The sequence below is a fragment of the Candidatus Omnitrophota bacterium genome (assembly GCA_041653595.1).
Taxonomy (GTDB): domain Bacteria; phylum Omnitrophota; class Gorgyraeia; order Pluralincolimonadales; family Pluralincolimonadaceae; genus Pluralincolimonas.
On record JBAZFB010000002.1, the window covers coordinates 119,641 to 134,586 of the forward strand.

12 protein-coding genes are annotated in these 14,946 nt (G+C 53.8%); all 12 read right to left on the minus strand.

What is annotated here, in order from left to right:
• Position 1: 1 nt before the first annotated feature.
• The 12 genes from ppdK to hisS are packed head-to-tail and all read right to left on the minus strand — an operon-like array spanning position 2 to position 14,918.
• Positions 2–2,764, minus strand: coding sequence for a pyruvate, phosphate dikinase (gene ppdK / locus WC317_01690; GenBank protein ID MFA5338843.1), 2,763 nt, complete (start codon positions 2,762–2,764; stop codon positions 2–4).
• A 33-nt stretch (positions 2,765–2,797) separates the two neighbouring features.
• Positions 2,798–4,918: a glycine--tRNA ligase subunit beta gene (gene glyS / locus WC317_01695; GenBank protein MFA5338844.1), complete on the minus strand. Its 2,121-nt coding sequence runs from the start codon at positions 4,916–4,918 to the stop codon at positions 2,798–2,800.
• Positions 4,908–5,765 carry a glycine--tRNA ligase subunit alpha gene (locus WC317_01700; GenBank protein MFA5338845.1) on the minus strand — a complete coding sequence of 286 codons (858 nt, stop codon included), beginning with the start codon at positions 5,763–5,765 and terminating at the stop codon, positions 4,908–4,910. The genes glyS and WC317_01700 overlap by 11 nt, the downstream gene beginning before the upstream one ends.
• Positions 5,766–5,776: 11 nt before the next feature.
• Positions 5,777–6,451, minus strand: a complete 675-nt coding sequence (gene recO / locus WC317_01705) for a DNA repair protein RecO (protein MFA5338846.1) — start codon at positions 6,449–6,451, stop codon at positions 5,777–5,779.
• A complete protein-coding gene (locus tag WC317_01710) occupies positions 6,432–7,088 on the minus strand; it encodes a DUF502 domain-containing protein (GenBank protein MFA5338847.1) in 657 nt (218 codons plus the stop codon). Before WC317_01710 ends, recO begins: the two co-directional genes overlap by 20 nt.
• Position 7,089: 1 nt before the next feature.
• Positions 7,090–7,797: a diacylglycerol kinase gene (locus WC317_01715; GenBank protein MFA5338848.1), complete on the minus strand. Its 708-nt coding sequence runs from the start codon at positions 7,795–7,797 to the stop codon at positions 7,090–7,092.
• Positions 7,794–8,195: an rRNA maturation RNase YbeY gene (gene ybeY / locus WC317_01720; GenBank protein MFA5338849.1), complete on the minus strand. Its 402-nt coding sequence runs from the start codon at positions 8,193–8,195 to the stop codon at positions 7,794–7,796. The genes WC317_01715 and ybeY overlap by 4 nt, the downstream gene beginning before the upstream one ends.
• Positions 8,196–8,197: 2 nt before the next feature.
• Complete coding sequence (locus WC317_01725) at positions 8,198–10,372, minus strand: HDIG domain-containing metalloprotein (protein ID MFA5338850.1); 2,175 nt, start codon at positions 10,370–10,372, stop codon at positions 8,198–8,200.
• Positions 10,373–10,382: 10 nt separating this feature from the next.
• Positions 10,383–11,333 (minus strand): PhoH family protein, encoded by a 951-nt coding sequence (locus WC317_01730; protein ID MFA5338851.1) that lies wholly within the window; start codon positions 11,331–11,333, stop codon positions 10,383–10,385.
• 6 nt (positions 11,334–11,339) lie between these two features.
• The gene (locus WC317_01735; GenBank protein MFA5338852.1) at positions 11,340–11,882 is read right to left on the minus strand and encodes a LysM peptidoglycan-binding domain-containing protein; all 543 of its coding nucleotides are present in this window, start codon (positions 11,880–11,882) and stop codon (positions 11,340–11,342) included.
• Positions 11,883–11,894: 12 nt separating this feature from the next.
• A complete protein-coding gene (gene aspS, locus WC317_01740; protein ID MFA5338853.1) occupies positions 11,895–13,652 on the minus strand; it encodes an aspartate--tRNA ligase in 1,758 nt (585 codons plus the stop codon).
• A complete protein-coding gene (gene hisS / locus WC317_01745) occupies positions 13,653–14,918 on the minus strand; it encodes a histidine--tRNA ligase (protein MFA5338854.1) in 1,266 nt (421 codons plus the stop codon).
• Positions 14,919–14,946 lie beyond the last annotated feature (28 nt).

A 14,946-nucleotide genomic window follows, 5' to 3' on the forward strand; every position in this document is an offset into this window, starting at 1 on the left:
CTTATTTTTCCTTAAGTACAGCCTGCGCCGCGGCAAGCCTTGCGATAGGCACGCGGAACGGCGAGCAGCTCACGTAGTCCATCCCTACCCTGTGGCAGAACTCCACTGAACGCGGGTCTCCGCCGTGTTCGCCGCAGATGCCGACCTCGAGGTCCTTGCGGCCTTTCCTGCCCCGTTCGATGCCTATCTTGATTATCTCTCCGATGCCTTCCTGGTCGATCGTCTGGAACGGGTCGTCCGGGAGTATACCCTTCTTCAGGTAATCCGGGAGGAACCCGCCGATGTCATCGCGCGAGAAACCGAAGCCCATCTGCGTCATGTCGTTGGTCCCGAACGAGAAGAACTGGGCTACCGTCGCGAGCTTGTCTGCGACTATCGCGGCCCTCGGTATCTCTATCATCGTCCCGAACATGCACTTTATGGCCTTGAGGTTATATTTCGAGACAACCTCGTTGTATACCCTCTTATATATTGCCAGCTGGTCGCTTAGCTCTTTAACGTCGCATACGACCGGTATCATTATCTCAGGATAGGGCTTCTTGCCTTCCTTGATAAGCTCGGCGGCAGATTCGAATATCGCGCGGATCTGCATCTCGCTAACCTCGGGATAGGTCACCCCTAAACGGACGCCGCGGTGGCCCATCATCGGGTTCGACTCATGCAGGTTCTCGGCGCGCTTTGAAAGCTCATCCATGGATATGTTCAGGTCCTTGGCGAGTTGCTCGAGTTTATCCTTCTCGCGCGGCACGAACTCGTGCAGCGGAGGGTCGAGGAGCCTGATGACGACCGGATAACCGTCCATCGCCTCGATCGTCCCCTTGATGTCTTTCTTTACGTAAGGGTAGAGCTCGTCTATCGCCTTCTTCCTCTCTTCAAGCGTATTCGAGACGATCATCTTCCTTAATATAAAGAGCGGCTCGTCCGAACCCTTGCCGTAGAACATGTGCTCTGTCCTGAAGAGGCCGATGCCTTCGGCGCCGAACTGGCGCGCCCTTGTAGCGTCTTCCGGTGTATCGGCATTGGTCCTGACCCCAAGCTTCTTTATGGTGTCGCAGACTTTAAGGAAATCGTTGAGCAATTGGTTTTCAGAGGAAGCGTCCATCATCGGCAGCTTACCCTCGTAGACGTTGCCTTTTGTGCCGTTCAAGGTTATCCAATCGCCTTCCTTAAGGGTCTTGCCTTCGGCACTCATCTCTTTTTTATCGTGATCGACGTGCAGCGCGCCGCATCCTACGACGCAGCATTTGCCCCATCCGCGCGCGACAAGCGCCGCGTGCGAAGTCATGCCGCCGCGCGCCGTAAGTATGGCCTCCGCAGCCCTCATGCCTTCGACGTCCTCGGGATTGGTCTCCTCGCGGACGAGGATGACTTTCTTTCCCTGCTTCCTCCATTCGACCGCGTCATGCGCGGAAAACACTATCTGGCCGCACGCGCCGCCCGGACCGGCCGGAAGGCCTTTTGCCATGGGCTTGTGCGCCAATTCGACTTTCGGGTCGATGATAGGATGCAAAAGCTCATCGAGCTGCGCCGGTGTCACGCGCATCACCGCGGTCTGCTTATCTATCAATTTTTCCTTGAGCATGTCGACAGCCATGCGGACAGCCGCCGGCCCGTTGCGTTTCCCGGAACGGCATTGTAGCATGAAGAGCCTGTCCTTCTCGATCGTGAACTCGATGTCCTGCATGTCATGGTAATGCTTTTCAAGGCGCCTGCGGAAATCTACCAGTTCCTTGTAGATCTTCGGCATTACCTCTTCAAGCGTCTTTAAGGATTTATTATGTTCCGACTTCGAATAGCCGTTTATCGGGCCCGGCGTGCGGATACCCGCAACGACGTCTTCGCCCTGAGCGTTAATAAGGTATTCCCCGTAGAAACCGTTCTCGCCGTTTCCGGGGTTGCGGGTGAAGGCGACGCCTGTGGCCGAATCCTCACCCATGTTACCGAAGACCATCGTCTGGACGTTTACGGCCGTGCCCCATTCGTCGGGTATCGCCTCGATGCGGCGGTAGCTGATCGCGCGCTTGCCGTTCCATGAAGCGAATACCGCGCCGATCCCGCCCCACATCTGTTCCATCGGGTCGTCGGGGAATTCCTTTTTGAGGGTTTCCTTTATCTTTGCCTTGTACTGGTTGCAGATCACCTTGAGGTCGTCGGCGGTCATGTCCGTATCGCTGGAATATCCTTTTTCCTTCTTTAACTTATCCATTATCCTTTCCAGCTGCTTGCGGATGCCCATATCGTCCGCCGGCTCGATGCCTGCGGCCTTTTCCATGACAACGTCCGAATACATCGTTATCAGCCTGCGGTATGCGTCGTATACGAAACGCGTGTTGCCGCCGCTCTGTTTGATGAGGCCCGGTATGGTCTTCTCGGTAAGGCCGACGTTCAAGACCGTCTCCATCATGCCCGGCATCGATTTGCGCGCGCCGGAACGGACCGATACCAGGAGAGGGTTGACAGGATCGCCGAATTTCCTGCCCATCAATTTCTCGACCAGCACCAGCGCTTTATTGACCTGTTCCTTGAGCGCCGCCGGATATGTCCTTTTGTTCTGGTAATAATATGTGCAGACATCGGTGGTGATGGTGAACCCCGGAGGGACCGGGAGCTTCAGGTCCTTATGGCCTGCCATCTCGGCCAGGTTTGCGCCTTTTCCGCCGAGGAGGTTCTTCATGCTCTCGTTCCCGTCGGCTTTTCCGCCGCCGAATGAATAGACGTATTTTTTGTTCCCCTTTACCTTCGCAGCAACCTTTTTACTCCCCATCTTCGTCTGTTACTCCTTTCGCATGTTTATGTTCTATTCTATCTTTATTTTTGAGAGGTCTGCCGCCTTATCTACGTAAACGGCATGTATCGCCTTAAGCAGCGATAACCTGTTCGTCCGCAACACCTGGTCGTCTGCGTTGACGACGACCTTCTCGAAGAATAAATGGATCGGCCCGCCAAATGCCTCCGCGTACAACTTTGTCGCCCCGGCGTAATCGCCTGCGTCGATCCTCTCCCCTATCTTTCCTTTACTCTTCTCGTATATCTCCCAAAGGTCGCGTTCGAGCTGTTCTTTGAACAGCTCTGGCCTCACCTTGGCGGTTTCTCCCTTGAAATCCTTAGCGCCTTTAAGTATATTGGAAGCCCTTTCCACTACCTTTGCGGCTTCCAAGAAATACTTGGCTTGGGCTATTGAGGAAAAATCTTCGAGTTTCTTGTTCAACCGGTCAAACCTGCCGATCCTCGGCGACAAAACAGAATCTATGATATCATCTTTATATTTTTTGTCCAGTAAAATATTCTTAAGCCTCTCCTTCTGGAAGGCGATTATCTGCGCTTTTACCGACGCTTTGTCGCAGGACAGAACGCCGCCATAGAGCTCGAATGCCTTATCGAACAGGTCATCCAGGGAGACAGGGTATTTCCTCTCCGAGAGGATCTTGAGCAGGCCGAGGGATGCCCTGCGGGTACCGTACGGGTCCTCGCTGCCGGTCGGGATGAATCCTATGGCATAGAAGCCGGTTATGGCGTCCACCTTGTCGGCGATGGCCAACACGCCCGGGATATTGCCGGCAGGTAGGGGATCGTTCGGCCCTTTAGGCAGGTAATGTTCGTATATCGCCTTGCAGACTTCCCTGTCTTCGCCGGTCTTCAGCGCGTATTCCCTGCCTACGATGCCCTGAAGGTCGGGGAATTCCTTGACCATCTGCGTCACCAGGTCGGTCTTGCACAGTAGAGCGGCAAGTTCGGCCTTCTTCTTCTCTTCCTCAGGCAGGCCCAGGAGGTCTGCGATGTAACGCGCCAATTTTTGGAGCCTTATCGTCCGTTCGTACATGGTGCCAAGCTTTGCTTGGAACACCACGCCTTTTAACGAATCGATCCTCTCCTCAAGCTTCACCTTGAGGTCTTCGCGCAGGAAGAAAATGCTGTCTTTTAGTTTCGCGTTCAGTATCGACTCGAACGTCCCGCGTATCAGGGCCGTATCCTTATGCTTTCCGTTCAGGATGGCGACGAACGCGGGAAGCGCCCTTCCCTTGTTGTCCTTAAGGAGGAATATCTTCTGGTTCTTCGCCATCGAGCTTTCGAGGACCTCTACCGGGAGTTCCAGGTATTCCTTCGCGAATTTACCCGTGAAACCTACCGGCGACTCCGAGAGGAACGTGACCGTCTCTAGGAGCGCCTGGTTGTATTCTGCCGCAGCATCCTCGGCCCTCGCGGAGTCTTTAAGGATGGCGAGTATCTTTTTCCTCCTCGCCTCCTGGTCGAGGATTACGCCGTATTTTTTTAATTTAAGGAAATAGTCTCCGGCGGACCTTATCTTCACCGGTTCCATGACCGCGCTCTCGTAACGCGGAAGGCGCGTGGAATCCGATGACGCCAGCGAGCCGAATTTGAAAGGGACCCGCTCGTCACCGTATAGGGCCAGTATCGAGCGGACAGGCCTCGCGAATTTTACGCCGCCGGCCTCCCATCTCATGGCCTTTGGGAACTTGAGCGAGGCGATTATCTTCGGCAGGGAATCGGAAAGGACTTTTCCTGCCGGGAGGGACTCCTTCGCCCTCTCTATGAAGATATATTCACCCCTCTGCGTATTTTCTATCTTTATATCTTTTATTTCCGCGCCCTTGGACTTAAGGAAACCGAGGCACGCCTGCGTCGGCCTGCCGTCTTTATCGAAGGCGGCCTCTTTCGACGGACCGTTTATCTTCTCACGCTGAGGTTCCTGCCCCGGAGCGAGGCCTTCCACGAGGATGACCAGCCTGACCGGCGTGGCGAACGATCTTATAGCATTGAATTTAAGACGGTCCCCGGAAAGAGCGGCTGATACGGCCGAATGCAGCTGGTCAAGCGCGGGCGTTATATATCCCGCCGGCAGTTCTTCGCTGCATATCTCCATCAGGAAATCAGGGGTGACTGGTTTTTTATTTTTCATTTTTTCCGTTCAATCTCTCCAGGTAAAGGACGGCGCATGACTTCGCGAGGTTTCTTACCCTGGCTATGTATGTCGGGCGTTCGGTCGTGCTTACCGCCCCGCGCGCGTCGAGCATATTAAAGGCATGCGATGTCTTTAGCGTAAATTCGTAAGCCGGCGTCAACAGCTTCTCATTTAAAAGCCGCTTCGCCTCTTTCTCGTAGGCGGCGAAGAGCTCGGTATACATCTTCGCGTCGCTTACTTCGAAGTTATATTTCGAGCATTCCCTCTCGTCATTTTTGTGTATATCGCCGTAAGTGTGGGTCTTGTCCCACTTCAGTTTGTAGAGGTCGTATTCTCCCTGAATGAACATCGCTATCCTCTCGAGCCCGTAAGTTATCTCGCAGGGTATGACCTCCAGCTCTATCCCTCCCACCTGCTGGAAATATGTGAACTGTGTCACCTCGAGGCTGTCGAGCCAGACTTCCCATCCCAGGCCCGATGCCCCCAGCGTCGGCGATTCCCAGTCATCCTCTACGAACCTGAAATCGTGCTTCTTCAGGTCTATGCCGAGGCTCTCGAGGCTGTCGAGGTACAATGCCTGGACGTTCTCCGGCGCAGGCTTAAGGATGACCTGGTACTGGTAATAGTGCTGCGCCCTTAAGGGGTTATCCGAGTACCTCCCGTCTGTCGGGCGCCTCGACGGCTGGACGAACGCGACATTCCAGGGCTCTTTATCCAGGCTCCTGAGGAATGTCAGGGGATGGAACGTCCCGGCTCCCATTTCGATGTCATACGGCTGCGCCAGGAGGCAGCCCTTATCCGCCCAGTATTTCTCAAGCCCCATTATCAGGTCCTGGAAGGTCATGGCTTTTGTCTTCATGGCTTTAATTTTTGTATCTCCCTTATGAATTTTTTCGACCTTAGCGGCCTATCGAGGTGCGACGCCAGGAGCTTTTCCACGAGCGAACCGAGTTCCTGCTCTATCGATTTCGATATCCTGAACTTCAGCAGTGAATCCCACGCCGCGTTCTTGAGCCGGTTGAAGGTCTGCGCTGTCCCCGGCGACACTTTTATCCCGCCGACGTTACTGCCTTCGGCGGTAGGGCCGAAACCCAAAAGCGTCAGCAGCCGTATCTCGAATACGCGGGTTATCTTTGTCGGTTCAGATCCCTTGGACAACAGCCTCAGTGAGTTAAGGAGCAGCCCGTATATATCGCCGTTATTTTCGGCCGGCTCGGTCAGCTCATCGACCAGTTCGACCAGGTACGTCGCGTACGCTATCGCGCTAAGGCTTTTGCGAATGCCGAAGAACCCGTCTGCCAGGTCGCACTGGGTTATGTTCTGGAATTCGCTCTTGGTTTTTTCATAGAACACTATCTTGTTCAGGCCGAACAATTCGGCGGAACTCCCGTATTTCGACCTGTCGCCGCGGATCCCCTTCAGGACCCCTTTTATCTTGCCGAAATCTTTGGAATAAAAAGTCGCCAGCATGCTTGTTTCCCTGAGGTCCCGCCTGTTCAGGACGACGGCCTCAGTTGTTTGTATCGCCATCCCTCATCTTTATTTTGACCCTTTCGGGTAGCGGGACGATCCCTGCCGAGATGACCAATTTCAGGGCTTCTTCTATGCTTATATCAAGGGGTATTATCTCGTCTTCGGGCACGAGGATAAGAAAACCCGACGCCGGGGTCGGACTGGTCCCTATAAGAACGCTTATCAGTTTTTTCCCTCTCGCGTCATGGGCCGTCTCCTTCCCTTCTGAGGTAACGAACCCTATTGAATAGATGCCTTTTCGCGGATATTCGACAAGCACCGCCCTTTTAAAGATACCCTGCGATTGCCCTAGCAGCGCGTGGCTTATTTCTTTGAAGGCGTCGTATATCCTTCCAAGCAACGGGAACCGGGAGACCTTCTTTTCAAGATAAGAGAAGAATTTTCTCAGCAAGATGAGCCTTGTGGCGAAACCTATGAGCGAAATACCGATAACAAGAAAGACAAGGGTGAGGACTTTCGCCACATATTCGAGAAAGGCGCTGTCAAGGATGAAAGGCCGCAGGAAATTCGCTATGGGCTCAAGCAGGAAATAGTTGGTTTTATCTACGGCGAATTTTACCAGCCAGATGGTTATTAAGGCCGGAAGTATCACCGCGACGCCCGCGATAAAATTTCTTCTTATGCTTATAAACATATCAACCCCTGTATAAAAGTTCGAATATCAGAAGCGTGGCGAGTATGCCGACCACAGATCCGGCTATCGCCTCCCATGCCGTATGCAGCCCTTTCCTTACCCTCGATATGGCCAACAGCATCGCCATCAGGAAGGCGAGCGCGGAGGCCACGCCGTTTAGGGTAAGCAGCGTTATTACGGTAAAGATAGAGAAACCGAGCGCCGAATGGCCGCTGGGCCAGCCGCCCCTTAGCGGCGTCCCTCTCCTCAAGAGAATCTTGGTCAGTATCACCAGGAAGATTACCGCGACGAGCGCGATGAAAGTGATGTGCCAGGGCGATTGCCTTATGCGGGAGATGCCCTCAGAGAGGTCTATTAGTTTTACCGTCCTGAAGAAGATCAAGTATCCGACTATGACAGCGTAAACGGACGTGACGAAGACGCACCCTGCCGCGATATCCTTCGCCAGCTTGGCCATATGGTGGAATTCCTTGGTGAACATATCGACGGCCAGTTCGAGGGCGGTATTGAACATCTCGGCTACGATCACCAGGGTGACCGCGCTCAAAAGCAGGATGAATTCCACGGGCGGCAGTCCCGCGATCAGGCCGAGTATTATGACCGCCGCGCCTATCACAAAATGGATGCGCATATTCCGCTGGGTCTTGAGCGTATGCTTAAGCCCCTCGATCGCGTAATTGAAAGACTCTGTAAGCCCGCGTTTTTTCATAATCCCCGGAGGATCCTTCCTTCCGCCCTTCTCATCTCTTTCCTTTTCGACGAAGAGGTATCGTCGTATCCGGAGAGATGGAGTATCCCGTGCACGATGTATAATCTCAATTCTTCCGCCGCCGTGGACCCGAAACGCCTGGAATTTTTTGCGGCCGTTTGCGCCGATATGGCGATATCCCCGCTCTCGAAGGCTATCACGTCTGTGCTCTTATCCCTTTTCCTGTATTTTTTATTCAACCTTCTTATTCCCGCGTCATCCGTAAAGAGTATGCAGATACGGTCCCTCTTCCGCCCGGCCATCGACAATATCTTTTCAGCGCACTTTACGGCTGCCTTTTTCGGGAACGGCAGCTTTACGCCTTCGGTCAATACTGCGACGCGGCCCGGCTTAGGCACCCTTATTCCTTGCCGTTAGGGTACTGGACCCTGGTGTGGTATACGCCTGTCAGGACCTTAGTGAAGGTGACCGCTATTATATTCAGGTCCTTTAAGGTAAGGTCGCATTCGTCCAGCTGGCCGTCGATGAATTTATTGTTTATTATCCGGCGGACAAGTTCCTCGAGGTTCGCCGGGGTCGGGTTATGCAGGGTGCGCGACGCGGCCTCTACCGAGTCCGCCAAATGGACTATCGCGGTCTCCTTGGTCTGGGGTTTCGGGCCGGGATAGCGGAACCCCTCTTCCTCAAGCTTATTGAGGTCCTCAACCGATTCCAAAGCCCTCTGGTAGAAATAATATATGAGCCCGGTCCCGTGATGCTGCTCGATGAAATCCATCAGGGCGCTGTTCAGGCCGGCCTTCTTCGCTTTTTCGAGGCCGTCTTTCACGTGGTTTATTATTATGAGGCTCGACATCGTCGGCGCAAGCTTGTCGTGCTGGCTTTCGGTCATGGGCTGGTTCTCGGCGAAATATTCGGACTTCTCCACTTTTCCGATATCGTGGTAGTAAGACCCGACCCTTGCCAGGAGCCCGTTCGCGCCTATCGCGTCGCAGGCCGACTCGGCGAGGTTTCCCACTATCAGGCTGTGGTGGTAGGTGCCCGGCGCCTTGAGTATCAGTTCCTTTAGCAGCGGATTATTCGGGTCGGCCAATTCGAGCAGGGAGATGTTCGTCGTTATCTTGAATAGCGATTCGAATATATGGAGTGTGCCCACGATGATTATCCCGACCGCGATGCCGTTCATCAGGAACATGGACGCGTCCTTGAATATTACGCTGCTTTCGAGGTTATTAAGTATGCCGAGGCCGATGACGCAGACGGCGTTAGTGACGCCGACGACCATGCCCGCCTTGAAGAGCTCGGATCTTTTCCTTACCGCCCTAACCGTGTATATGCCTACCACGCTGCCGGCGATGAATACCAGCGTCGAATCGAACCTTTCGCCGGCCACCAACCCGGCGAGGATGCTCAATACCATGGCGATGATTATGGCCGGCCTCACGCCCAACAAAAGGCCGATCAATATCGGCACTATCGCTACCGGCACGAAATACGCGGGGCCGTTCGAAAGGGAGATGGCCTTGCCTATCGCCGTGATCACTACGGCCATGGCCGCCATAAGTACGAGATGCCTGTTGTTTGAGTAAATCGAGGGTTCGTAATATTTTAAATAAAGTCCTGTTATGATGACAAGTATGATCACGATGAAAAAGATGCCCAGTATCGACAGCGCGAACCTTTGTTCGGATACCGAGGCCGCGCGCAGGGCCTCGAATTTCGCGAGATGGAACGGCGTTATCCTCTCTCCCCTGTTGGCTATCAGCTCGCCCTGGACGATATCTATGGATTTCTCCTGGGCAGGCACACCAATTATAGCTTCCTCGCGCCGGCTGGAGGTTTCGACCGCATTCGATTTTAGATTGGCGGATACGGTTGCCGAGACGATATCCCTCATAGCGGATTTAAGTTTATTGTCGGACAGGGTTGAGTCGGCGAATAAAGGCTGTGAGGGATTCTGGAAGTCGGAGGCGGCCTTAAGGTTCTTGACTTCGGCGCCATATTCTGTTTTTCCGGAAATGTTCCTGACCGTTATGGAGGGCTTGTCCTGTTTTTTCAGGTTTTCTTTATCTTCGGCCGGGATGACGCCCTGCGAAAAGATAACCTCCATCTGGCCAAGGATAGGCGCCTCCGCCTTTTCGGATTCCGGGGAAGCCAGCAGCGCTTTGAAGTCGTTATCGGAAAGTTCGATCTTGCTTGCGGACCTGAGTTTTGCGATCCGGTCCTCAAGTCCTGTATCGCCCGCCGCTTTCAGTTCTTTGAGCGCGGAGAAGAGGGCCCTGATATTTTGCGCGGACTTATCGTATACGGCCGGGTCGATGTCGTAAACATCTCTTATGGAGAGCGCCGCCTCGTTTTTAAGCCTCGCGGTCTTTTCCGCGTCTAATCCGGCATTGAACGAGAAAGCGACCGGGGCGTATATATTCCTGTCCGCGACCTTGCCTACCTGCGGCTGGCCGCCGTAAGGGGTCTTGCCTATGTATATGACCGATACGAGCGCCACACAGGTCATGGCGGCAATAAGCCACCTCACCGTTATCTCCCGCGGCATAGGTTCAGGTCTTTTGAATATATCCATGCGCTGCACCTTATTTGACGTTATATTTCTCGTACGCCTTTATGATGTCCTGCACCAGTTCGTGGCGGACGACATCGTCGCCTGTAAAATATGTGAACTTTATTCCCTCGATCTCTTTCAGGACTTCCTGCGCCTGCAGAAGGCCGACCGCCTTCCCTCCGGGCAGGTCGCTCTGCGTGAGGTCGCCGGTTATTACCGTCTTCGAATCGAAACCGAGCCTTGTCAGGAACATCTTCATCTGTTCGGCGGTCGCATTCTGCGCCTCATCGAGGATCACGAAAGAGTCGTTGAGGGTCCGGCCGCGCATGAACGCGAGCGGGGCCACCTCTATCACTCCTCTTCCCAGGAAACGCTCTACCTTGTCGAGGTCCATCATCTCGTAAAGCGCATCATATAAGGGACGGAGGTACGGAGACACCTTCTCTTCTATATCGCCCGGGAGGAAACCGAGGCTTTCCCCGGCCTCTACCGCGGGCCTGGTCAGGACTATGCGGCTTACGTGGCCGAGCTTTAACGCGTTGATAGCCATGGCCATCGCCAGGTATGTCTTGCCGGTGCCTGCAGGCCCGATCCCGAAGACGATGTCGAATTGCCTTATCGCGTCGACATAATTCTTCTGGCCGGCCGTCTTCGGGGTCACGAATTGCTTTTTCGACATTATCTCTATCTTGTCGAGATAGATGGAGTGGAGGTCGAGGATCGTGTTGTCGCGTAGCGCCTTTACCGCGTAAAGGATCTCATGCTGGTGGATAGGCCGGCCCATCCTGATTATGTCCAGGAGTTGTCCGAACAGCCTCGAGGCCTTCTCGACGTTCCTGCCCTCGCCGCCTATGGTAAGGTTCTCGCCCCGGGCGGTGATCTTAACCTCGAATTCCCCTTCGATCGCCTTGAGGTTTTCGTCATGCCGGCCGAAAAGGACGCGGGCCTCCTCGTCGCTTAAAAGCTTAAAGGTCTTGTCCATATGCCCTTATTTTGTATATTCGTTCCCTTCTGTTTCCGCGCCGGCGTTTGTCTTTGGGACTTTGATCGTCATGCCGGGACGGATCTTATCAGGTGACTTGAGGACGTCTTTGTTGATGTCGTAAAGCTTCTTCCACTTCTTGGTAGTCCCGTATAGCTTCTGCGATATCTTCTGCAGCGTCTCGCCCTTCTGGACCTTATAGTTGACCAGTTCTTCTTTCTTCTCTATCGAGGTGATAGGCCGTTCATCGGACTCTGTCCCGAAATTCGTTGTGGGTTCCGGAGCCGTCGCGGATGTTTCCATTGCTTTTTTCGGCACCCTGTTTTCTCTCTCTATCGCCGGCGCCTCTACCTGGACTTCTATATAGGTCTTTGTGGGTTTCCTTTCGCCTACAGCAGGCGCGGTTCCCATCAGATATCCCTGGTTACCCGCTGAACTTGACAGTTCCTGGTCGACCCTCTCCCTCGTAACCATCTTTGTCGTGACCGAGCATCCGGTCAACGCCGTGATTATGACCGCCAAAGCCAAAAACACAAATAACTTCTTCATTCCCCTCCTCCTTTATTTTTTGAGGTTTAATCCCAGTTCTTTTAATTGTTTTTCCGATACGTCTGAAGGCGCGCCGGTCATGAAACAGACCGCCTTCTGTGTCTTCGGGAACGCTATTACATCCCTTATGCTTTCAGAGCCGGTCATCATGGCTATCAGCCTGTCGAGGCCGGGAGCTATGCCGCCGTGGGGCGGTGCGCCGTATGAAAAGGCATCGAGAAGGAAACCAAACCTTGCCTTTATCTCCTCTTCGCTAAGGCCTATCGCCTTGAATATCTTCAACTGGGTCTCCCTGTTGTGTATCCTTATCGAGCCCGAGCTTATCTCGGTGCCGTTCAATACCAAGTCATACGCCTTAGCCCTGACTTTTTCCGGATGAGTATCGATGAGCCCGATGTCCTCATCATACGGCGCCGTGAAAGGATGGTGTTCCGCTTCCCATCGCTTCTCCTCGTCGTTATATTTAAACCACGGGAATTCCACGACCCAGAGGAAATCGAATTTATTTTTATCTATCAGGCCGTATTTTTCCGCGAGCGCCACCCTGAGGTGAGCGAGGACGTCATTTACGGTCTCCTTCTTGTCGGCGACAGCCAGGATCAGATCGCCTTTCGCGGCGTCCATTTTCTTTAACATCGCCTTCACGCGCCCCTCATCGAAAAATTTCGCGATCGGGCAATCTACGGCGCCGTCGCCTGCCTTGAAATATGCGAGCCCCTTCGCCCCGAGCTTAATAGCCAGCTCTGTAAGCCCGTCTATCTCGCTCCTTGAGATGTCCGCCTTGCCTTTTAAATTCAACGCCTTTATTATCCCGCCTCCGGCGATGACTTTTTCAAAGGTCTGGAATTGGCCGCCCTTTAATGTATCCGTGAGGTCCGAGAGTTCCATGCCGAACCTGGTATCCGGCTTATCGGTGCCGAACCTCTCTATCGACTCGCTGTGCTTTATCCTCGGGAACGGCGTCTTTAGCTCTACGCCTATCCCTTCTTTGAATATGGCCTTTATCAGCCGTTCGGTCAGGCCGAGGATGTCATCGACATCCACAAAAGACATCTCGATATCGAGCTGGGTGAACTCGGGCTGCCTGTCGGCCCTGAGGTCCTCGTCCCTGAAACATTTCGCGATCTGGAAATACCTGTCCATCCCCGCGACCATGAGGATCTGTTTGAATAATTGCGGCGACTGCGGCAGGGCGAAGAATTTCCCTTGGCTTAGCCTGCTCGGCACGAGGTAGTCCCTGGCGCCTTCGGGCGTGGATTTCGTCAATATCGGCGTCTCGACCTCGATGAATCCTTCCGATTCGAGGAAGTTCCTTGTTATGTGGCAGACCTTGTGCCGTATTATCAGCTTATCGCGCGAGGCCTTGCGCCTTAGGTCGATGAACCTGTACGTGAACCTCATCTCCTCGGATACCTGTCCCTCGTCATCTATCTCGAACGGCGGGGTCTGCGCGGTGTTTAGTATCGTAAGTTTTGAAACGGCTATCTCGATCTCTCCGGTCTTTAATTTGGGATTCTCGGTGCCTTTTGGACGGCACGCGACTTCTCCTTCGACCATTATGACGTATTCGCCGCGCAAAGATTCGGCCGCGTCGTGGAGTTCCTTTGATTTAGAGGGATTGAATACGATCTGGGTCAGGCCGTACCTGTCGCGCAGGTCAATGAAGATAAGGCCGCCGTGGTCGCGCCTCCTGTGCACCCAACCGGCCAGGGTGACTTTCTTGCCGAGGTCTTTGGCTGTCAATTCACCGCAGGTGTGCGTCCTGTACATTTATTTGATGAATATCCTTTCCATTTCCGAGGCGAAGCTGCGTTCCGGTACCGCGGTCTGTTCCTTGGTCGACATGTTCCTTAAAGTTATCGTGCGGTTCTTTATCTCGTCATCGCCTATGATAGCGACATATTTCGCGCCGAGCCTGTCCGCCGCGCGCATCTGCGCCTTCAGCGATTTGCCTTCAAAGTCCGCTTCGGCCGAGATGCCCTGCACGCGCAAGGACATGGCGAGGGAAAATCCCAATTTATATGCCTCTTCCCCCATCGTGGCGATGTAAATATTCAAACCCCCGTCAAGTTCCGGGATATCCTGGAGGGACATGACGGACCGTTCCATCCCTATAGCGAAACCACAGGCGCCTTTCGGCTGCCCGCCGAGGTCTGAGACAAGGTTGTCATACCTGCCGCCTGCGCCGATAGCGTCCTGGGCGCCGAGTTTTTTATGGACCACCTCGAAGGTCGTCTTGGTGTAATAGTCGAGGCCCCTTACCAGGTACGGCTCTACCTTGTAATTCATCTTAAGGCCGTCGAGCGCCTTCTTTACCGTTTCGAAATGCGCGCGGCAGTCGGGACAGAGATATTCCCCTGTTCCCTTGAATATCTTTTTTATCTCGCTCCTGCAGGCATCGTTCTTGCAATCGAGGACGCGCAGGATATTTTTTTCGTAACGGGCCTTACAGTCATCGCAAAGGTTATTTATGCGGCTCCCGAGCGCCTGGCGCAGCCCGTCAGAGAGGGCTTCCTTGTCCTTAACGCAGCCCAGGGAGTTTATCTTGATCTCGTAGTTCCTGATATTGAAAGAATCCAGCAATGAGGCCAGCAGGGCTATCACTTCCGCATCAAGGTAAGGGCTGTATGAACCTATCGCCTCGACGCCTATCTGGTGGAATTGGCGCATCCTTCCGGCCTGCGGCCTTTCTGCCCTGAACATCGGGCCCATATAGAAAAGCTTGGCGAACCCCATCTCATTCTCAAGATTGTTCTCGAGATACGCCCTTACCACCGAAGCCGTAGCCTCGGGTCTCAGCGTGATGGAACGCTCGCCCCTGTCGAGGAAGGTGAACATCTGTTTTTCGACGATATCCGTCCCATGTCCCAGCGATCTCACGAACAGGGCAGACTCTTCTATTACAGGCGTGCGGACCTCGCTGTAGCCGAAATGATAGAAGACGGCCCTGGCCTTCTCCTCCAGGATCGTCCATAATCTCGCATCTTTTGGCAGGAGATCTTTAGTCCCCCGCAATGCTTTTAATTGTTCTTTCATATGATATGATTAGGTAGGCGTAAGTCCG

What these genes read in the sequence shown, in the direction of transcription:
- ppdK (MFA5338843.1), bottom strand. Translation starts at nt 2,764, where the DNA reads ATGGGGAGTAAAAAGGTTGCTGCGAAGGTAAAGGGGAACAAAAAATAC.
- glyS (MFA5338844.1), bottom strand. Translation starts at nt 4,918, where the DNA reads ATGAAAAATAAAAAACCAGTCACCCCTGATTTCCTGATGGAGATATGC.
- WC317_01700 (MFA5338845.1), bottom strand. Translation starts at nt 5,765, where the DNA reads ATGACCTTCCAGGACCTGATAATGGGGCTTGAGAAATACTGGGCGGAT.
- recO (MFA5338846.1), bottom strand. Translation starts at nt 6,451, where the DNA reads ATGGCGATACAAACAACTGAGGCCGTCGTCCTGAACAGGCGGGACCTC.
- WC317_01710 (MFA5338847.1), bottom strand. Translation starts at nt 7,088, where the DNA reads ATGTTTATAAGCATAAGAAGAAATTTTATCGCGGGCGTCGCGGTGATA.
- WC317_01715 (MFA5338848.1), bottom strand. Translation starts at nt 7,797, where the DNA reads ATGAAAAAACGCGGGCTTACAGAGTCTTTCAATTACGCGATCGAGGGG.
- WC317_01725 (MFA5338850.1), bottom strand. Translation starts at nt 10,372, where the DNA reads ATGGATATATTCAAAAGACCTGAACCTATGCCGCGGGAGATAACGGTG.
- WC317_01730 (MFA5338851.1), bottom strand. Translation starts at nt 11,333, where the DNA reads ATGGACAAGACCTTTAAGCTTTTAAGCGACGAGGAGGCCCGCGTCCTT.
- WC317_01735 (MFA5338852.1), bottom strand. Translation starts at nt 11,882, where the DNA reads ATGAAGAAGTTATTTGTGTTTTTGGCTTTGGCGGTCATAATCACGGCG.
- aspS (MFA5338853.1), bottom strand. Translation starts at nt 13,652, where the DNA reads ATGTACAGGACGCACACCTGCGGTGAATTGACAGCCAAAGACCTCGGC.
- hisS (MFA5338854.1), bottom strand. Translation starts at nt 14,918, where the DNA reads ATGAAAGAACAATTAAAAGCATTGCGGGGGACTAAAGATCTCCTGCCA.